At 63.8% G+C, this 17,387-nt stretch carries 20 protein-coding genes; 7 read left to right on the top strand and 13 right to left on the bottom strand.

The window, feature by feature from the left end; translation table 11 throughout:
• Positions 1-47: 47 nt before the first annotated feature.
• A complete protein-coding gene (locus A39O_RS0119880) occupies positions 48-443 on the top strand; it encodes a hypothetical protein (RefSeq protein ID WP_020506423.1) in 396 nt (131 codons plus the stop codon).
• Between the two features lie 135 nt (positions 444-578).
• Here the strand turns inward: A39O_RS0119880 and lpxA are convergent, their stop codons facing one another.
• From lpxA to cutA, 11 genes are all read right to left on the bottom strand, one after another.
• On the bottom strand, positions 579-1,355 hold the full coding sequence (gene lpxA, locus A39O_RS0119875; RefSeq protein WP_020506422.1) for an acyl-ACP--UDP-N-acetylglucosamine O-acyltransferase: 777 nt from the start codon (positions 1,353-1,355) through the stop codon (positions 579-581).
• A gap of 4 nt (positions 1,356-1,359) precedes the next feature.
• Positions 1,360-2,925, bottom strand: coding sequence for a bifunctional phosphoribosylaminoimidazolecarboxamide formyltransferase/IMP cyclohydrolase (gene purH / locus A39O_RS0119870; protein WP_020506421.1), 1,566 nt, complete (start codon positions 2,923-2,925; stop codon positions 1,360-1,362).
• 117 nt (positions 2,926-3,042) lie between these two features.
• Positions 3,043-3,348 carry a helix-turn-helix domain-containing protein gene (locus tag A39O_RS0119865; RefSeq protein WP_020506420.1) on the bottom strand — a complete coding sequence of 102 codons (306 nt, stop codon included), beginning with the start codon at positions 3,346-3,348 and terminating at the stop codon, positions 3,043-3,045.
• Entirely contained in the window at positions 3,345-4,367 is a 1,023-nt protein-coding gene (gene dusB / locus A39O_RS0119860; RefSeq protein WP_020506419.1) for a tRNA dihydrouridine synthase DusB, read from the bottom strand. The genes A39O_RS0119865 and dusB overlap by 4 nt, the downstream gene beginning before the upstream one ends.
• A 55-nt stretch (positions 4,368-4,422) precedes the next feature.
• Positions 4,423-5,322, bottom strand: a complete 900-nt coding sequence (prmA, locus tag A39O_RS0119855; protein ID WP_020506418.1) for a 50S ribosomal protein L11 methyltransferase — start codon at positions 5,320-5,322, stop codon at positions 4,423-4,425.
• A gap of 78 nt (positions 5,323-5,400) precedes the next feature.
• Positions 5,401-6,744 carry an acetyl-CoA carboxylase biotin carboxylase subunit gene (gene accC / locus A39O_RS0119850; RefSeq protein WP_026199555.1) on the bottom strand — a complete coding sequence of 448 codons (1,344 nt, stop codon included), beginning with the start codon at positions 6,742-6,744 and terminating at the stop codon, positions 5,401-5,403.
• 106 nt (positions 6,745-6,850) lie between these two features.
• Positions 6,851-7,303, bottom strand: a complete 453-nt coding sequence (gene accB / locus A39O_RS0119845) for an acetyl-CoA carboxylase biotin carboxyl carrier protein (RefSeq protein ID WP_020506416.1) — start codon at positions 7,301-7,303, stop codon at positions 6,851-6,853.
• A gap of 2 nt (positions 7,304-7,305) precedes the next feature.
• The gene (aroQ, locus tag A39O_RS0119840; protein ID WP_020506415.1) at positions 7,306-7,767 is read right to left on the bottom strand and encodes a type II 3-dehydroquinate dehydratase; all 462 of its coding nucleotides are present in this window, start codon (positions 7,765-7,767) and stop codon (positions 7,306-7,308) included.
• Between the two features lie 153 nt (positions 7,768-7,920).
• Positions 7,921-8,517, bottom strand: a complete 597-nt coding sequence (locus A39O_RS0119835; RefSeq protein ID WP_020506414.1) for a TlpA family protein disulfide reductase — start codon at positions 8,515-8,517, stop codon at positions 7,921-7,923.
• A complete protein-coding gene (dsbD, locus tag A39O_RS0119830; RefSeq protein WP_051088858.1) occupies positions 8,514-10,916 on the bottom strand; it encodes a protein-disulfide reductase DsbD in 2,403 nt (800 codons plus the stop codon). Before dsbD ends, A39O_RS0119835 begins: the two co-directional genes overlap by 4 nt.
• The gene (gene cutA / locus A39O_RS0119825) at positions 10,895-11,230 is read right to left on the bottom strand and encodes a divalent-cation tolerance protein CutA (RefSeq protein WP_020506412.1); all 336 of its coding nucleotides are present in this window, start codon (positions 11,228-11,230) and stop codon (positions 10,895-10,897) included. The genes dsbD and cutA overlap by 22 nt, the downstream gene beginning before the upstream one ends.
• A gap of 190 nt (positions 11,231-11,420) precedes the next feature.
• Here cutA and A39O_RS0119820 point away from each other — a divergent pair, with 190 nt between their 5' ends.
• The 5 genes from A39O_RS0119820 (at position 11,421) to A39O_RS0119800 (ending at position 14,868) form a co-directional block, all read left to right on the top strand.
• Entirely contained in the window at positions 11,421-11,834 is a 414-nt protein-coding gene (locus tag A39O_RS0119820; protein ID WP_020506411.1) for an FxsA family protein, read from the top strand.
• Positions 11,835-12,022: 188 nt separating this feature from the next.
• On the top strand, positions 12,023-12,313 hold the full coding sequence (gene groES, locus A39O_RS0119815; RefSeq protein WP_020506410.1) for a co-chaperone GroES: 291 nt from the start codon (positions 12,023-12,025) through the stop codon (positions 12,311-12,313).
• Positions 12,314-12,373: 60 nt separating this feature from the next.
• Positions 12,374-14,032: a chaperonin GroEL gene (gene groL / locus A39O_RS0119810; protein WP_020506409.1), complete on the top strand. Its 1,659-nt coding sequence runs from the start codon at positions 12,374-12,376 to the stop codon at positions 14,030-14,032.
• 176 nt (positions 14,033-14,208) lie between these two features.
• A complete protein-coding gene (locus A39O_RS34365; RefSeq protein WP_083924802.1) occupies positions 14,209-14,493 on the top strand; it encodes a DUF433 domain-containing protein in 285 nt (94 codons plus the stop codon).
• Between the two features lie 90 nt (positions 14,494-14,583).
• Entirely contained in the window at positions 14,584-14,868 is a 285-nt protein-coding gene (locus A39O_RS0119800) for a hypothetical protein (protein WP_020506407.1), read from the top strand.
• A 215-nt stretch (positions 14,869-15,083) separates the two neighbouring features.
• Here A39O_RS0119800 and A39O_RS34360 read toward each other — a convergent pair whose 3' ends face one another.
• Together A39O_RS34360 and A39O_RS38840 are read right to left on the bottom strand one after the other, a co-directional pair.
• Positions 15,084-15,425 (bottom strand): DUF29 domain-containing protein, encoded by a 342-nt coding sequence (locus tag A39O_RS34360; RefSeq protein WP_020506406.1) that lies wholly within the window; start codon positions 15,423-15,425, stop codon positions 15,084-15,086.
• Positions 15,426-15,451: 26 nt separating this feature from the next.
• On the bottom strand, positions 15,452-15,670 hold the full coding sequence (locus A39O_RS38840; protein WP_083924794.1) for a PDDEXK family nuclease: 219 nt from the start codon (positions 15,668-15,670) through the stop codon (positions 15,452-15,454).
• 50 nt (positions 15,671-15,720) lie between these two features.
• Between A39O_RS38840 and A39O_RS0119790 the strand changes: the two genes are divergently transcribed.
• Positions 15,721-16,587 (top strand): REP-associated tyrosine transposase, encoded by an 867-nt coding sequence (locus A39O_RS0119790; RefSeq protein WP_020506404.1) that lies wholly within the window; start codon positions 15,721-15,723, stop codon positions 16,585-16,587.
• The last annotated feature ends 800 nt before the right edge of the window (positions 16,588-17,387 follow it).

Below are 17,387 nucleotides of genomic sequence, written 5' to 3'. Positions count from 1 at the left end.
CGCGATCATTGATACACTACAGCATTCAACAGGCCGAAGGGTTTTCGATGGACAGCAGCTACATTGAACTGAAGGGCTCGGAAATCGAGCTGATTGAATCAACAGCGTCCGCGGTGCGGATCGCCTTCCCGCGCGCCTTGATCATCAAGAACATGACGGGATCGAAGGAGCGGACCCGTTGGAGTCAGGCCGGTGTGCTGGTGCTGGAAGGGATCAGCGATCCGCCCGAGTTGATCGAGCGTCCAGTGACCTGTTCAGGCGGTGACATCGACGACAATGTTTATACCTATCGGGATATGATTCCGATCCCTTTTTCAAGCAGGGGCCTGATTCGTTGTGCGCTGCGCTTGGAAGGCGTGGCAACCACCTTGTTGGTCGAGGCACGTTCGGCGCGGTTGGAAATGGAGGGGGTTCCGAAATACCTTGATCACCTGAGGACGTAATTAACGATTCAGAGATAGGTTAAACAACGAATACAAGCGTTGTCGTTGTCGTTGTCGTAATCGGATAAGCGACTGAAGTTCAGCATGACGAGCTCGCTCTCTGCCGAATTCAGATCCGCAACACAGACGGCGCATTCAGACCGCGGAGATCAACCCCCGGCGACTCGATTGAACGAACTGCACGATCTGCTCCGTCTCTGCGCTTCCGTAGTCGGTTTCCGCGCGCGCCAAGGCCTCCGCAAGGCGCAGATTGGAGCGAAACAGGAGATGAAAGACAGCCTTGATCCGACTGCGCTGCTCCTGACTGAAACCGCCGCGGCGCAACCCCACGACATTGAGTCCGACGATGCGTGCCCGATGACCATCGGCCAACGCGAAGGGCGGACAATCCTGAGGTAATCCGCTCACCCCGGCAATCATGGCATAAGCGCCGATCCGGCAGAACTGGTGCACCGCCACCTGGCCGGAGAGGAAGCAATGGTGTTCCACTTCAACATGGCCGGCCAAGGTCGCGGTGTTGGCAAAAATGTTGTGATCACCGACGATGCAATCGTGACCGGCGTGTGAATAGGCCATCCAGTAATTATGGCTGCCGATGCGGGTGCCTTCTTCGCTCTTGGTTCCGCAACTGATATTGACGCCTTCTTTGAAACAGTTATGGTCACCGATGATCAGCGGTCGCGCCTGGGCAGGGTCGAATCCCAAGTCCTGTGCATCGGAGCCGAGCGTGGCCCCATGACATACCCGGTTGAAGGCGCCCATCCGAGTCGGGCTGAAGATACGGGCACAACTGTCGATACGACAACCCTCGCCGATCACCGCTCCGGCCTCGATGATCGAATAAGGACCGACGCTCACCGATTCATGAATCTGAGCGCCGGCCTCGATGATGGCGGTGGGGTGTATCTTCACCGTCCTAATGTCGGAAGTGCCGCATGCCGGTGAACACCATAGCCATTCCATGCTGATCCGCCGCGGCGATGACCTCTTCGTCACGCATCGATCCACCGGGCTCAATGACCGCGGTGATCCCGGCCGCGGCGGCCTGGTCGATCCCGTCGCGGAAGGGGAAGAAGGCGTCTGAAGCCATCACCGATCCGGCGACCGTCAGCCCTGCCAATTCCGCCTTGATCACCGCGATGCGGGCCGAATTCACCCGGCTCATCTGGCCGGCACCGATGCCGATGGTCATGCCGTCGCGGCCGTAGACGATGGCATTCGACTTGACATACTTGGCAACCCGCCAGGTGAAGATCAGGTCCTGCTCCTCCTGCGGGGTCGGCGCGCGTTGCGTCACGGTGCGCAGCGCGTCAATCAACTGCAGGTCTGCTTGCTGGACCAGCAGGCCGCCATTGACGCGTTTGAAGTCGAGCCGTGGGACCACTTCGGTGGTCCACTCACCACACTCCAGCAGCCGCACGTTCTTCTTTGCGGCGACCGCCGCGGAGGCGGATGCCGAGACGCGTGGAGCAACGATCACTTCGACGAACTGCCGCTCGCAAATCGCGCGGGCCGTCTCACCGTCGAGTTCCCGGTTGAAGGCAATGATGCCGCCGAACGCGGACTCCGGGTCGGTCGCATAGGCCCGATCATAGGCTTCCATCAGGTTGGCGCCGACGGCGACGCCACAGGGGTTGGCGTGTTTGACGATGACGCAGGCGGGCGCCTCATTGAACTGCTTGATGCACTCGATGGCCGCATCCGTGTCGGCGATGTTGTTGTATGAGAGTTCCTTGCCCTGGATCTGACGCGCGGTGGCGACGGATGCCTCGGCCAGATCGCGGCCGACATAGAAGGCCGCCTGCTGATGCGGGTTCTCGCCATAGCGCATGGCCTGGCGCTTGTGGAACTGAAGATTGATGGTGCGCGGAAAGCCTTCGGCCTTGCCATCGGGGTGTTCGATCACGGCGCCGAGATAGTTGGCTATCGCCCGGTCGTAGCCGGCCGTGTGCTCAAAGACCTTCACTGCCAGATCGAAGCGCGTGGCCTCGCTGACGCCGCCCGATTCGGCCAGTTCGGTCAATACCCGCGGATAGTCCGCGGTGTCGACCACGACGGTCACCGCCGCGTGATTCTTGGCGGCGGCCCGCAGCAGGGTCGGTCCGCCGATGTCGATGTTTTCGATCGCACTCGCCAGATCGCAGCCGGGTTTGGCAACCGTTGCTTCGAACGGATAGAGGTTCACCACGACCAGATCGATCGGTGGAATCCCGTGTTCGAGCATGACCTCATCGTCAATACCACGCCGTCCCAGGATGCCGCCGTGCAGTCGCGGGTGCAGCGTCTTGACGCGCCCGCCCATCATCTCGGGGAAGCCGGTGTAGTCCGCTACCTCGATGACCGGTATCGCCTGCTCGATCAGCAGCGCGGCGGTGCCGCCGGTGGATAGAATCTCGACCCCGCGGGCGGCTAAGCCGCGAGCCAGGTCGATGACACCGGTCTTATCCGAAACACTGATCAGGGCGCGTCTTATGGGTTGCATCAATTCATTTCCGGGTCAGAGTAGGGTCTGACGTAAGGTGCAGGGAAGGCTCGGTCTGCGGCGCTTGGGGTTGCCTGGTTCGCACGGGTGAAGCAGCAGGATTCGGGTGCGCGCGCCTCAGCGTCCCGCAAGGCCATAGTCGGTCAGGCGCTTGCGCAGCGTGCTGCGAGTCAGGCCGAGCATCCGGGCGGCCTGGGTCAGATTGCCATTGGCGTGGCGTACGATCGTCTCGAATAGCGGGCGCTCGACCTCCTCGATGACCAGGCGATAGAGATCGCTGACCGCGTGCCCGTCCATATTCCGCAGATAGGTTTCCAGGGCATCCGCCACGCACTTTGCCAAAGGGTCGGTGCCATCGGCCTGGATCACCCGCAAATGATGGGCCGCCGGAGCAGACTCGTCATCCTTAATCGCCGTCGTCATGCCGCCACGTCCTCTCTTCCTGAATCTTGGTTGAAGAAGGCGAGAACCTGCGATACCTGGTCTCGCGTTGAATTTGCGCGATTGATGCCGACCCGAAAAACGGCCGCGCCGGGCAGTCCGCGACAATACCAGGCGATATGCTTACGCGCGATCCGCACTCCGGCATAGGTTCCATAGAACTGATAGAGCCCGTCCAGATGCTCGATCAGGAGGTCCCTGATCCAGTCCGGCGCAGCCGCGTCGGGTATGACGCCGGTTGCCAGGAAGGCGGCGATATCGCGGAAGATCCAGGGGCGTCCCTGGGCTGCGCGTCCGATCATGATAGCATCGCAACCGGTGGAGTCCAGCACCCGGAGAGCAGTCTGTGGCGAGTCGATATCGCCGTTGGCTATTAACGGAATGTCCACTTCGGCGCGGATCGCCTGGATGGTCTCGTGCTCAGCCGGTGTTCCATAGCCGCAGGCACGGGTCCGACCGTGCACGGTCAGTGCCGCGATGCCCGACTCCCGGGCGATGCGGGCAATCGTGACCGCATTGCGTTGTTCCGGTGACCAGCCGGTGCGGATCTTGAGCGTGACCGGGGCCGGGACCGCCTGAACCACCGCGGCGAGGATGCGACGAACCAGCGCCTCGTCGCGCAGCAGCGCGGACCCGGCCGCCACCCGGCACACCTTCTTGGCCGGGCAGCCCATGTTGATGTCGATGATCTGTGCACCCAGGTCCAGGTGAAAGCGGGCGGCCTCACCCATGGCGTGCGGATCGGTGCCGACGAGCTGCACCGAAATGGGTCCGATTTCACCCGCGAAATCCAGGCGCTTCACGGATTTCGTCGATCCGCGCAGTCGAATATCGGACGAGACCATCTCCGATACCGCAAGTCCGGCCCCGAACCGGCGGCACAAGACGCGGTAGGGTCGGTCACTGACCCCCGCCATCGGGGCCAGGACCAGGTTGTTGGGAAGTCGGTAGGGTCCGATCATGAACGGCCGCAAGGGTGCCGGGCGGAGTGCCGCGGTCATCTGTCGATGACCTGCCGGATGGGCACTGTTCCCCGCGGCTGTCCGCCCTGAGCGATCAGGCGCATGGGTGCCGGGCCGCGCGCTTGCGTCCGGTGATGAGCGCCCAGCCTTCACGGAGGCGCACCGGCGCAAAGTCGACGGCCGAGCTGTAGGCCGCGGTCACGCCCGGCACCTGGTCCTCCAGTACCCCGGAGAGTACCAGATCGCCGCCCGCGCGCAGACGATCCATCAGCAACGGGGCGAGTTCGATCAAGGGCCCAGACAGGATGTTCGCGATGACCACATCGACCGGGGGGGCGGTCGGAATGGCGGCCAGTTCGGTGGGTAGACAGACACTCAGGCCGACATTGACCGCATTGGCAGCGGCGTTCGACAGCGTCGCCTCGATGGCTTGCGGGTCGTGATCGACCGCGATTACCCGTGCGGCACCCAGTTTGCGTGCGGCAATCGCCAGGATTCCGGAGCCGCAGCCATAATCGAGGACGGTCTTGCCGACCAGATCGTCCCCGTCGAGCCACTCCAGGCACAGCGCCGTGGTGGGGTGATGCCCAGTCCCGAACGCAAGCCCCGGATCCAGGTCGACCACGATCGCATCAGGCGCCCCGGCCGGCTGTCCCTGCGGGCAGATCCAGAGTCGCCGACCGAAGCAGGTGGGCCGGAAGTCATCGAGCCAAACGCGCTCCCAGGGACGGTCGGCGACGATTTCGATCAGGGGTGGCGTCAGGCTGTGGGGGGCCAGACCGTCAGCGATGGTCTGCGCGTCGACCCCATCCTCGAACAGCGCGACCAGCCGCACCGCCTGCCACAGCGGCATGGCACCGGGCGGGGGCTCCAGTTGAGGATCGTCGCCGGCATCGCCAAAGGTCACGGCAAGGGCCCCCGCGTTTTCCAGCGCGGCCTCGAACAGCGCCGCGCGGCCTTGGTCGACGGTGAAAGTGATTTGCAGCCAGGGCATGAGGTGACCTAGAGGGCGGGTGGGCAGCGGAGCTGTACAAGGCCAGGCGTGATCGACAGCACGTGGCGCAGTCGTCATTCACAACCCCAACTTTTTTTCCAGGTAATGGATGTTGGCCCCGCCGGCCTGGAAGGCCGCATCCCGCAGGATGGAGCGCTGGAGCTTGATGTTGGTGTCGATCCCTTCGATGATCGTTTCGCGCAGCGCGTTGCACATGCGGGCAATGGCGCACTGGCGATCCTCCCCGTGAGCGATCAGTTTTCCAATCATGGAATCATAGTGCGGCGGAACCGTATAGCCGGAGTAAATGTGGGTGTCCATGCGAATACCGGGCCCACCGGGAGCGTGGAACTCCGTGATCTTTCCTGGGCTGGGACGGAAGGTCTCCGAGTGCTCGGCATTGATGCGGCACTCCACCGCATGGCCCCGGATGACGATATCCTCCTGGCGGTAATGCAATGGCTCCCCGGCGGCGACCCGTATTTGCTCGCGTACGATATCAACCCCCGTGACGACCTCGGTGACCGGGTGTTCCACCTGTACGCGGGTGTTCATCTCGATGAAATAGAAGCCGCCGTCTTCGTACAGGAACTCGAAGGTGCCGACGCCGCGGTAACCGATATCCCGACAGGCCTGAGCACAGCGCTCGCCGATCTCGCGGCGTTGTTCCTCGGTAATGCCGGGGGCGGGGGCCTCCTCCACCACCTTCTGATGACGGCGCTGCATGGAGCAGTCGCGCTCACCCAGATAAATGGCGTGGCCGTGCTGATCCGCCAGCACCTGGAACTCGATATGGCGGGGGTTCTCCAGGTACTTTTCCAGATAGACCATGTCATTATTGAAGGCCGCTCCGGCCTCCGCCCGCGTCAACGAGATGGCATTGAGCAGCGTCGCCTCGGAATTCACCACCCGCATGCCGCGACCGCCGCCGCCGCCTGCCGCTTTGATGATGATCGGGTAGCCAATGTGACGGGCCAAATCCAGGGTGCGCTTCTTGTCCTCGTCGTCGATCGGACCGTCCGAGCCGGGGACGCAGGGCACCCCGGCCGCCTTCATGGCAGCGATGGCCGAGACTTTGTCGCCCATCAGGCGAATGGTTTCCGGACGCGGACCGATGAAAATAAACCCCGAACGCTCCACCCGTTCGGCGAAGTCCGCGTTCTCGGAAAGGAAACCGTAACCAGGGTGAATGGCGACCGTGTCGGTCACCTCGGCGGCGCTGATGATCGCCGGAACATTGAGGTAACTGTCGCGCGAAGCGGCGGGCCCGATACACACGGTTTCATCGGCCAAGAGCACGTGCTTGAGGTCCCGGTCCGCCTCGGAGTGCACCGCGACGGTGCGGATGCCGAGTTCACGGCAGGCGCGCAGGATCCGGAGCGCGATCTCACCCCGGTTGGCGATAAGGATCTTTTCGATCATGGCGGGCATGCGGGCGTAGCCTCTGGGCGATGGCCGCTGGCTGCGGCAAGACGCGCGGGATCCATGGCCGCAGTGCGCGGCCGCTGGCGGATGTCGCGGCGAGGGCTCATTCGATAACGAACAACGGCTGGTTATATTCGACCGGTTGTCCATTTTCCACCAGAATGCGACGCACGGTTCCGGCTTGCTCGCATTCGATCTGATTGAGAATCTTCATCGCCTCGATGATGCACAGTGTATCCCCGGCCTTGACCTTCTGACCCTCCTCGACGAAGGGTCCGGAGCCAGGTGTGGACGCGCGGTAGAAGGTTCCGACCATGGGCGAGCGAACGACTTCACCCGCCAGGCCGTCGAGAATTTCATCGCCTGGTTGTTGCTGGGCGGTCGCTGCGATCGGCGCGGCGCTCAATTGCATGGGCATGGTCTGCGGTGTCATGAAGGACGCCACGCCGCCATGCCGACTGATGCGCACGGACTCCTCCCCTTCGTGGATCTCGATCTCGGACACATTGGATTGCTCCAAGAGCTCGATCAGTTTCTTGACCTTACGGATGTCCATGCTCAATGGTTCTCGGTGGAAGTAACTTGGGCCAGCCGGTTCAGGGCAGCGCTCAATGCCAATTCGTACCCCAATGCACCGAGCCCGCTGATGACGCCCGCCGCGATGTCCGAAAAATAGGAGTGGCGGCGAAACGCCTCACGGGCGTGCACGTTCGAGAGGTGCACCTCGATGAAGGGGATGGCAACGGCGAGTAGGGCGTCGCGTAGGGCGATGCTGGTATGGGTAAAGGCAGCCGGGTTGAAGATGATGAAGCGCACGCCCTCACCCGCGGCGGCGTGGATCATCTCGATCAGCACGTGTTCCGCATTGCTCTGGGCAAAGGCCAGGTCATGGCCCTGATCCTTTGCCTGGTCGTGCAGGCGGCGCTCGATTTCGGCCAGGCTCGCCTGCCCATAGTGACCCGGTTCGCGGCTGCCCAGGAGGTTTAGATTGGGTCCATTGAGGACCAGGATGCTTGCCATGTCGCGTGTCTGGCCCTTATCAGGGCGGGGTTAGGAAGGGACCGGCGCGGGATTCGGCGGCGGCCGCGGCACCGTCAGGGCGCCGTGCTGGGTACAACGCGCGCTTGCGGTGATTCTCTGCGAATTGTCCGGATTTCGCGCGATCATGTCCAGTTATGTTGGGCCGCCGGGAGCGGTCGTCGGGGCCTGGGTCGGGGTGTCGCCCAGCAGCCGCTCCAGTTGGGCCTGCAATTGCGCGGCGGTGACCTCACCGATTTGGCTGAAGATACGCTGACCGCGCCGATCGAAGATGACCGTGAAGGGCATTCCCTGAAGCCGGTTCCCGAGTCGCCGGGAGAGCTCGACCGCCTCCGGGTTACCGATCAGGATCGGGTAGTTCACCGGGTATTTGGCGATGAATTGTCTGACGTCCGCCACCCGATCGATGGCGATGCCGACAATCTGTACCCCACGATCACCCAGCGCCTGCTGCGTCTGAATGAGAAGCGGCAGCTCACGCACACAGGGAGGGCACCAGCTCGCCCAATAGTTGATAACCAGCACCTTGCCGGCCCAGGCGGTGCTCGCCACCTCGCGTCCCCCGAGATCCGGCAGTTTGAAGTCGGGCAGGCCATGCAACAGCGCGGCACCTCCGATCGTACTTTGGTCAGCAGGACCCTCGCGTGCCAGCCAGCGCTCGCCGAAGAGGGCGGTGCCCACGCTGATCCCGGCCGCCAACAGGGTGACTCCGACCACCTTGAACGCGTTCATGGTGCGATCCGCCGCAGGTGGGCCGCGAAGGCGTCTGCCGGTTTGAAGCCGACCAGACGCAGACCCGGCGTCTCGGCACCCGTGGCATCGAAGAACAGGATGGCCGGGGGGCCGGGGAGTTTGAAGCGGCCCTGCATCAGTGCCTGGTCGGCGGCGTCATTGGCGGTCACATCCGCCTGGAGCAGCACGAACCGGCCCAGTTCCTGGATCACCGTCGGGTCGCTGAAAGTGTAGCGCTCCATCTCTTTACACGACACGCACCAATCCGCGTAGAAGTCCAGCATCACTGGTTGACCTGCAGTGGCCGCGGCCGCGAGTTCCCGGTCCAGATCCGCCGTGGTCTTGATTCGTTTGAACTGTGCATGCGGCAGAGCACTGCCGGCTCCGCCGCCGAGCAGCAGACCGCGCAACGGCTGGACGGTGTCTTTGCCGCCCGCCGCGGCGCCCACCAGCATCAAAGCGCCGTAGATCAGCAATCCGACACCGAGTCCCTTCCACAACCGGGTCCAGCCGCTTGCCCCGACGGGGATCTGACTGAGCGCCCCCAGGTAAACCGCGGAGCAGATCAGGAGCAGCCCCCAGAGCAGCAGCGCCACGGCCGCGGGCAGGATCCGCTCCAGCAGGGTCAGGGCCACGGCCAGCAGGGCCACTCCGAAGACCGCCTTGACCGCATCCATCCAGGCGCCGGCGCGGGGCAGCAGTTTTCCGGCCGAGGTGCCGATGGCGACCAGGGGTGCGCCCATCCCCAGGCTCAGCGCGAACAGCGCGACCCCGCCCAGCACCGCGTCGCCGGTCTGACTGATATAAATCAGTGCGCCGAATAGCGGCGGGGCGACACAGGGCCCGACGATCAGGGCCGAGAGCAGGCCCATGATGGCCACGCCGATCAGGGTGCCGCCTTGCTGTTGGTTGCTGACCTCTGCCAACTTGGATTGAAGGCTGGACGGCAGTTGCAGGTCATAGAATCCGAACATCGAGAGCGCCAGCAATACAAAGATCAGGGCGAAGGCTGAGAGAATCCACGGATTCTGGAAGGCCGCCTGGAGGTTGGCGCCAAAGAGCCCGGCCAGCACCCCGGCGATGGTGTAGGTCAGCGCCATCGCCAGGACATAGACCAGGGACAGGGTAAAGGCCCGGCGGGTCGTGATGCCGGGGCCGGCGCCCGCGATGATCCCGGAGAGGATGGGGATCATCGGAAAGACGCAGGGGGTGAACGCGAGCAAGAGCCCGAAGCCAAAGAACAGGGCGATGATTGCCCACAGGTTGCGCTCGGCCAGCACGGACGCGATGCGGTCCTGCTCGGCGACCGGTTCCGGCGCACTGACTGACCGGTCGTTTGCCGCGGACGCCACGCCGGCCGACGGGTCCCGGGTCTGTTCCGCCGGCGCGGCCGCAGCGATCCGAGCGGCCGGCGGCAGGGCGAGCTTGACCCGCTGGGTTTGTGGCGGATAGCAAATGCCGCGCTCGGCGCAGCCCTGGTACTTGATGACCAAGGCGATCTCGCTCGCTGCGGTGCCGCGGCGCAGCAAGGGCAGGGCGAGTGAGACCCGATCATGGTAGACCGCGATGTCGCCGGTGCTGCCGTCCGGCAGGATCGTATTGCGCTTGATTTCGCCGGGGGGTAACTGGAAGGATCCCAGGGTCACGTCGGTCGCGCCGTCCAGGGCAATCTCGACCTTGTCCCGATAGAGATAGGTTCCGGGGGCGATGTCCCAGGTCAGGTCGATCCGCTCGGGGGCGCCCACCTCGGCCTGGAAGATGAATGCCTGTTCGGCCGTCAGGAGATCGTCGTCGATTCCTGGTCCCACTTGCGACACCAGGCTTTGCGCGATGCTTGAGATTGGCCCGCCGGGGCGTGCGCCGGTGAGCGACGCGGGCGCGGCATCCGGTACGGCGGCGACATGCGGCGGGGCGGTCGCCGCGACGGTCTGGGGCAAGCGCACCACAAGCGTTTGCCGCTGCGGGGGATAACAGAGCCCTGCATCGGCGCATCCCTGGGAGGTCGCCTCGAGCGTCAGGGTGTCGGCGTTGGTCCGCCGCGTGACCGGGATACGGACCTCCACCTGCCCGCGGTAGACCTCGACCTCGCCGAAGAACGCGTCCTGTTTGCGCTGCGCCGTCGGCAGTTCCGGGTCGCCGAGTTCCACGTCGGGGAAGGGCGATGTGAAGCGGAACTTGCTCTTGTAGAGGTAGTAGCCGTCGGCGATGGTCCAGCGTGCCCGCACCGCGTCGGCCCCGTCTGCCGCGGCGGTGACCTGGAAGGCCTGCTCCGGCAGCAGGAATTCCTCATCGGCCGCCGTGGGCGCGGCGCTTGCGCAGACCAGCAGCAACAGCGTCAGCACCCGGATCAATCGGTTGGCGGGTTGCAACCCGCTGCTCAGTCGTCTGCTTGCGTGCATGTCGTCACCCAGGTCAGGTAGTCGGGCAGCCCGTCGGTGATGGGCAGGGCAATGATCTCCGGCAGCTCGTAGGGGTGCAACCCGCGCAGCGTCCCGGTCAGAGCCGGGAGGCGCGCCGCCACCGTCTTGATCAGCAGCAGGACTTCGGCCTCCTGCTGGACCTCACCCTGCCAGCGATAGATCGAGGTAAGGCCCGGCAGCAGGTTTACACAGGCGGCCAGCCGGTCGCCGACCAGGCGCTCGGCGATGCGGGCGGCGGTCTCCTGATCCGGGCAGGTGCAGAATACCAGTCGGCAGTCGGTGTCGGTGGTCATGGATCCCTCGGTCGGGCAGGTGGCGGATCGGCGGTTGGCGCGGTGCCGTCGGCGGATGTGGGATGATACGGTGCCCGCGCGTGTTTGGCTGCTACTTGAACGCGCGGTCCGGGCACAGACGTTAAGATTCGGCCGGATATCGGAACCCACTCCGCGGCGAACCGCCGCAACCCACCCAGAGAACTTCACCGTGCCCCTCCTTCTGCTGCTTCTTATCGGTCTGCCCCTGATCGAGGTCTATTTCCTGATCAAGGTCGGCTCGGTCATCGGTGCCTTCCCGACGATCGCCGTGGCCATCCTCACCGCCATCCTCGGTACCTGGCTGGTGCGCCACCAAGGCTTCGGTGTGCTGATGCGGGTCCGGGACAGCATGGCGCGCGATCAAATCCCGGCGCTGGAACTCCTGGACGGCGCCCTGATTCTGGTGGCTGGCCTGTTCCTGCTGCTGCCCGGCTTTCTCACCGACTGCGTCGGGTTCCTGCTGCTGGTCCCGCCGCTGCGCCGTCGGCTGATTCGCCGCTACATCCATATCGTCCCGGTCCCGACCGCGGGCCCGGATCGCGAGCCGCGCGTCATCGAGGGGCGGTGGCGGCGCGAAGACTAAACCGCGCCGAGCGCGGTTCCTGACCGTGCTTTGTCGCGCACGATATCGTGCCTGAACCCCTTACACCTTGACACTCGTGGTTTAGGCCCTACTATTAGCACTCGCTTCTGATGAGTGCTAACAATCCCGGCCGCGACCAGCGCCGCGCACGCACTCCCCTCCGCCAACATCCTCCAAGGAGACACCCCATGAACATTCGTCCCCTGCACGATCGCGTCGTCGTCCGCCGTATGGAAGAGGAGCGCACCACCGCGGGCGGCATCGTCATCCCCGATTCCGCCACCGAAAAGCCGATCCAGGGCGAAGTGATCGCCGTCGGCCACGGCAAGATCCTGGACAACGGCGAGACCCGCCCGCTGGACCTGAAGGTCGGCGACCGCGTCCTGTTCGGCAAGTATTCCGGCACCGAGGTCAAACTCGACGGCAAAGATTTTCTGGTGATGCGCGAAGACGACATCATGGGCGTGGTCGAGGCCTGATCGGCCTGCCCCCTGTCCGCATCCCCACCTGATAACAGATTTCGATCGAGATAGATTCTTATGAGCGCAAAAGACGTTAAGTTCGGCGGCGAAGCCCGCGCCCGGATGATGGAAGGCGTGAACATCCTGGCCGACGCGGTCAAGGTCACCCTGGGTCCCAAGGGCCGGAACGTCGTGCTGGAGAAGTCCTACGGCGCCCCGACCGTCACCAAGGACGGCGTGTCCGTCGCCAAGGAGATCGAGCTCAAGGACAAGTTCCAGAACATGGGCGCCCAGATGGTGAAGGAAGTGGCTTCCCACACCTCCGACGTGGCCGGTGACGGCACCACCACCGCCACCGTGCTGGCGCAGGCCATGGTCCGCGAGGGCCTCAAGGCGGTTGCCGCCGGCATGAACCCGATGGACCTGAAGCGCGGCATCGAGCAGGCCGTCACGGCGGCCACCGAGCAGCTCAAGCTGATGTCCAAGCCCTGCACCGAGACCAAGGCGATCGCCCAGGTCGGCACCATCTCCGCCAACTCCGATGACTCCATCGGCGAGATCATCGCGCAGGCGATGGAAAAGGTCGGCAAGGAAGGCGTCATCACCGTCGAGGAAGGCACGTCCCTGCACAACGAGCTGGACGTGGTCGAGGGCATGCAGTTCGACCGCGGCTACCTCTCGCCCTACTTCATCAATACCCAGCAGAGCCAGAGCGTCGAGCTCGAAGCGCCCTTCATCCTGCTGCACGACAAGAAGATCTCCAACATCCGCGACCTGCTCCCCGTACTGGAAGCCGTCGCCAAGTCCGGCAAGCCGCTGTTGATCGTCGCCGAAGACGTCGAGGGCGAAGCCTTGGCGACCCTGGTGGTCAACACCATTCGCGGCATCATCAAGGTGTGCGCGGTCAAGGCTCCCGGCTTTGGTGACCGTCGCAAGGCCATGCTGCAGGACATCGCGGTGCTGACCGGCGCCACCGTCATCTCAGAGGAGATCGGTCTGTCGTTGGAAAAGGCCACCCTGAACGATCTGGGCACCGCCAAGAAGGTTCAGGTCACCAAGGAAGAGACCACCCTGATCGACGGCGCCGGCTCCGAGACCGACATCAAGGCCCGTTGCGAGCAGATCCGCGCCCAGGTCGAGGAAACCTCCTCCGACTACGACAAGGAGAAGCTCCAGGAGCGGTTGGCCAAGCTGGCCGGCGGTGTGGCCCTGATCAAGGTCGGTGCCGCCACCGAAATGGAAATGAAGGAAAAGAAGGCGCGCGTCGAAGACGCCCTGCATGCTACCCGTGCGGCAGTCGAGGAAGGCATCGTCCCCGGCGGCGGCGTGGCGCTGATCCGTGCGCTGATGGCCATCAAGAACACCATCAAGGGCAATAACCACGACCAGGACGTCGGCATCGCCATCGGCTGCCGCTCAATGGAAGAGCCGCTGCGTCAGATCGTCGCCAATGCCGGCGCCGAGCCGTCCGTGGTGCTGCAGAAGGTTGCCGAGGGCAAGGGCAACTACGGCTACAACGCCGCCAACGGCGAATATGGCGACATGGTCGAAATGGGCATCCTGGACCCGACCAAGGTCACCCGTTCGGCGCTGCAGAACGCCGCCTCCGTGGCTGGTCTGATGATCACCACCGAGGCCATGGTCGCTGAAGAGCCGAAGGGCGATGCCGGCGGCGGCATGCCGGGCGGCGGCGGCATGGGCGGCATGGGTGGAATGGGCGGCATGGACATGATGTAAGCCGCAAGGCTTCACCGGTTTGGTGAGAAAAAGCCCCGCTTTGGCGGGGCTTTTTTATGCGCGCCCGCGGTGGCTGGCGGGGAACGCCGTCGGCAGAGATACACACCTACCGCGGCAGGATCGGGCGGTGCAGAATCACTGCGAAGCCAGCCGCCCAGCCCCGGAGCAGTGCCGCAATGCGCAAACAAGACCTCTCAGGCCGCATCACCAGCAACCCGGCTCAATGTGGTGGACGCCCTTGCATCCGCGGGATGCGTATCCGGGTCACGGACATCCTTGAGATGCTCGCTGATGGGGTAAGCACAACGGAAATGCTGGCCGATTTTCCCGATCTGGAGCCTGAAGACATTCGGGCCAGCCTGCTGTTCGCTGCCCGCCGCACCGAAATCCCCCGGCTGGCCGGACAAGTCACGGGGTCAGGCCTTTCCTTTTTCCCGCAGGGTGTTAGACGCAGGGCATAGCAAGACCCCTTCGTCTGGAATTCGCGGGCGCGCTTTACCACGTAACAGCACGGGGTGACGGCCGCGAGGACATCTATCTTTCCGACGGCGATGTTTCTCGGTTCCGATGCTTTTGTGGAGGTGATGCAGCAGAAGGTCCCTGGCGGCCGTGACCTGCGTGAAGTCCCGCAGGCGAAGGCGCCGCGAATCGTCAAACCGCTGGCGTACTACGCCCGCAAGCATGCTGATCGGGATAGTGCGATCGTGGCGGCCTACGCGAGCGGTGGCCATACGACGCAGGTCATCGCCGACTATTTCGGCTTGCACTACTCGCGTGTCAGCAAGATTGTCTACGCAGCAAGTCAAACCAGGCGAAAGGCGACCGAAGGGACCTGACGCCGAGTCCCGCTGACTCCGATCTCTCCCGGAAGGAAAAAGGAAAGACCTGACCCCGGTCCTTTTTGACCCCGGTCCTTTTCCGGTCCTTTCGTGACCCCGGTCCTCTGATCGCGGCCGGGCTCGAGCAGATCAACCGCGGCTTGATTCTCGCGGGTTGCCCAAGGTTGGCGCGTAGCGTGGGATAGGTTGGGCCGACGCAGTAGGCCCAACATTCAGCGTGGTGGATAAAACCCCCGCTCCAAAATCTGTGCTTCGCTATAGGGGCATTCTCGCGGGAAGATCGAGGCTGGCACATCCGACTCCTCGGCCGCCAGATCGATCGCCTGATCATAGGATTCGACAATGGCCTCGGCGAACACGGTTTGAAGCGTCACGTTCTTTTCCAACAGATAGCGCAGGGCCGCGCGTTGCTCGATGATGGTGTCGCGCCAGCGCTTGCCCTCGATTTCCGCCCACCGTTGCGAGAGACGGGGATACTGAAAATGCCACTTGAGCAGATGCGCCAAGAGCACTCGCAGCCGGTTGACTAATTCGTGCTGTTGGCTGTCGCTCATGTCTTTTAACTCCTCAATTAATTGCTTCAGGTAAGCAGGTCGCCGACCAAAATGTGCTGAGTGGTGACTTCCAGCGGGGAGGCCTGGGCATCCGCCGCCAGAACCCATCGCTGCGCATAGCCGCCGTTCTGTGGTTCGCGGCAGACCTCCAGTGTCTCCCCATTCAAGTCCAGAATCCAATGTTCCGGCACACCCCCAAGCAGTCCGGGGTCACAGTCCGGGGTCAGGTCTTTCCTTTTTCCCACAGTCCGGGGTCAGGTCTTTCCTTTTTCCTGCAGGGTGTTAGACTCAGGTCATGGCAAGACCCCTTCGGCTGGAATTCGCGGGCGCGCTTTACCACGTAACAGCACGGGGTGACGGCCGCGAGGACATCTATCTTTCCGAGGGCGATCGGCAACTGTTCCTCGCCATCCTGGGCGCGGTGTGGGAGCGCTGGAACTGGCAGGTACACGCCTACTGCCTGATGACCAATCACTACCACCTGCTGATCGAGACTCCGGATGCTAACCTGGCCAAAGGCATGCGCCAGCTCAACGGTGTTTATACTCAGCGATTCAATCGCATGCATGGGCGAGTTGGACATGTGTTTCAAGGGCGCTACAAGGCGATCCTGGTACAGAAGGAATCCTATTTTCTGGAGTTGACCCGCTACGTGGTGCTCAACCCGGTGCGCGCCGGGATCGTTCCTGCGCCGGGGCAATGGCCATGGAGCAGCTATCGGGCAACGATCGGTGCGGCACCCTCGCCCGAGTGGTTGAATACGCGCGATATCCTTGCCGCATTCGGCGCAACCGCGGAGGAGGCCGGCAGCCGCTACATGCGCTTCGTCGCGGACGGCATAGGCCAGCCGTCACCGTGGGATCAGATGAAACAGCAAGTGTTTCTCGGGTCCGATGCGTTTGTGGAGGCGATGCAGCAGAAGGTCCCTGGCGGCCATGACCTGCGTGAAGTCCCGCAGGCGAAGGCGCCGCGAATCGTCAAACCGCTGGCGTACTACGCCCGCAAGCATGCTGATCGGGATGGTGCGATCGTGGCGGCCTACGCGAGCGGTGGCCATACGATGCAGGTCATCGCCGACTATTTCGGCTTGCACTACTCGCGTGTCAGCAAGATTGTGTACGCAGCAAGTCAAACTAGGCGAAAGGGGACCGAAGGGACCTAACGCAAAGTCCCATTGACCCCGCGCTCTCCCGGAAGGAAAAAGGAAAGACCTGACCCCGGCCCTCTGGAAAGACCTGACCCCGGCCCTCTGACCCCGGCCCTTCCTGACCCCGGCCCTTCCCAGGGCCAGGCAGAGCCAGCGCTCAAGCTTGGGCGGTGTGCCGGCTAAGGGTTACCGTCCTTGGCACTGGGTCCCGGCATCCATGNCGGGNCGACGGAGGTCGGGNTTCGCTGCGTGGNTCGTCATTCCGGCTTGGATGCCGGAATCCAGGGCCAGGCAGGGCCCAGCGCTCAAGCTTGGGCGGTGTGCCGGCTAAGGGTTACCGTCCTTGGCACTGGGTCCCGGCATCCATGCCGGGACGACGGAGGTCGGGGTTCGCTGCGTGGTTCGTCATTCCGGCTTGGATGCCGGAATCCAGGGCTGAGGCAGAGCCAGCGCTCAAGCTTGGGCGGTGTGCCGGCTAAGGGTTACCGTCCTTGGCACTGGGTCCCGGCATCCATGCCGGGGCGACGGAGGTCGGGGTTCGCTGCGTGGTTCGTCATTCCGGCTTGGATGCCGGAATCCAGGGCCAGGCAGGGCCAGCGCTCAAGCTTGGGCGGTGTGCCGGCTGAGGGTTACCGTCCTTGGCACTGGGTCCCGGCATCCATGCCGGGACGACGGCGATCGCGGTTCAAGAGAACCCCAGCCGTCCATGCTGGTACACTACGAGACATTTGCGCTGCGGCGTTTTTCGCGGACGCGCCGGAACCCGGGGTCGGCGCCAGGTGGGCTGACGCACAGGCATTTCCTGGCGAGCATCG

Source organism: Lamprocystis purpurea DSM 4197, from assembly GCF_000379525.1.
GTDB classification, from domain to species: Bacteria; Pseudomonadota; Gammaproteobacteria; order Chromatiales; family Chromatiaceae; genus Thiodictyon; species Thiodictyon purpureum.
The sequence above is the reverse complement of the archived record's forward strand: the minus strand, read 5'-3'. Positions and strand labels throughout refer to the sequence as shown.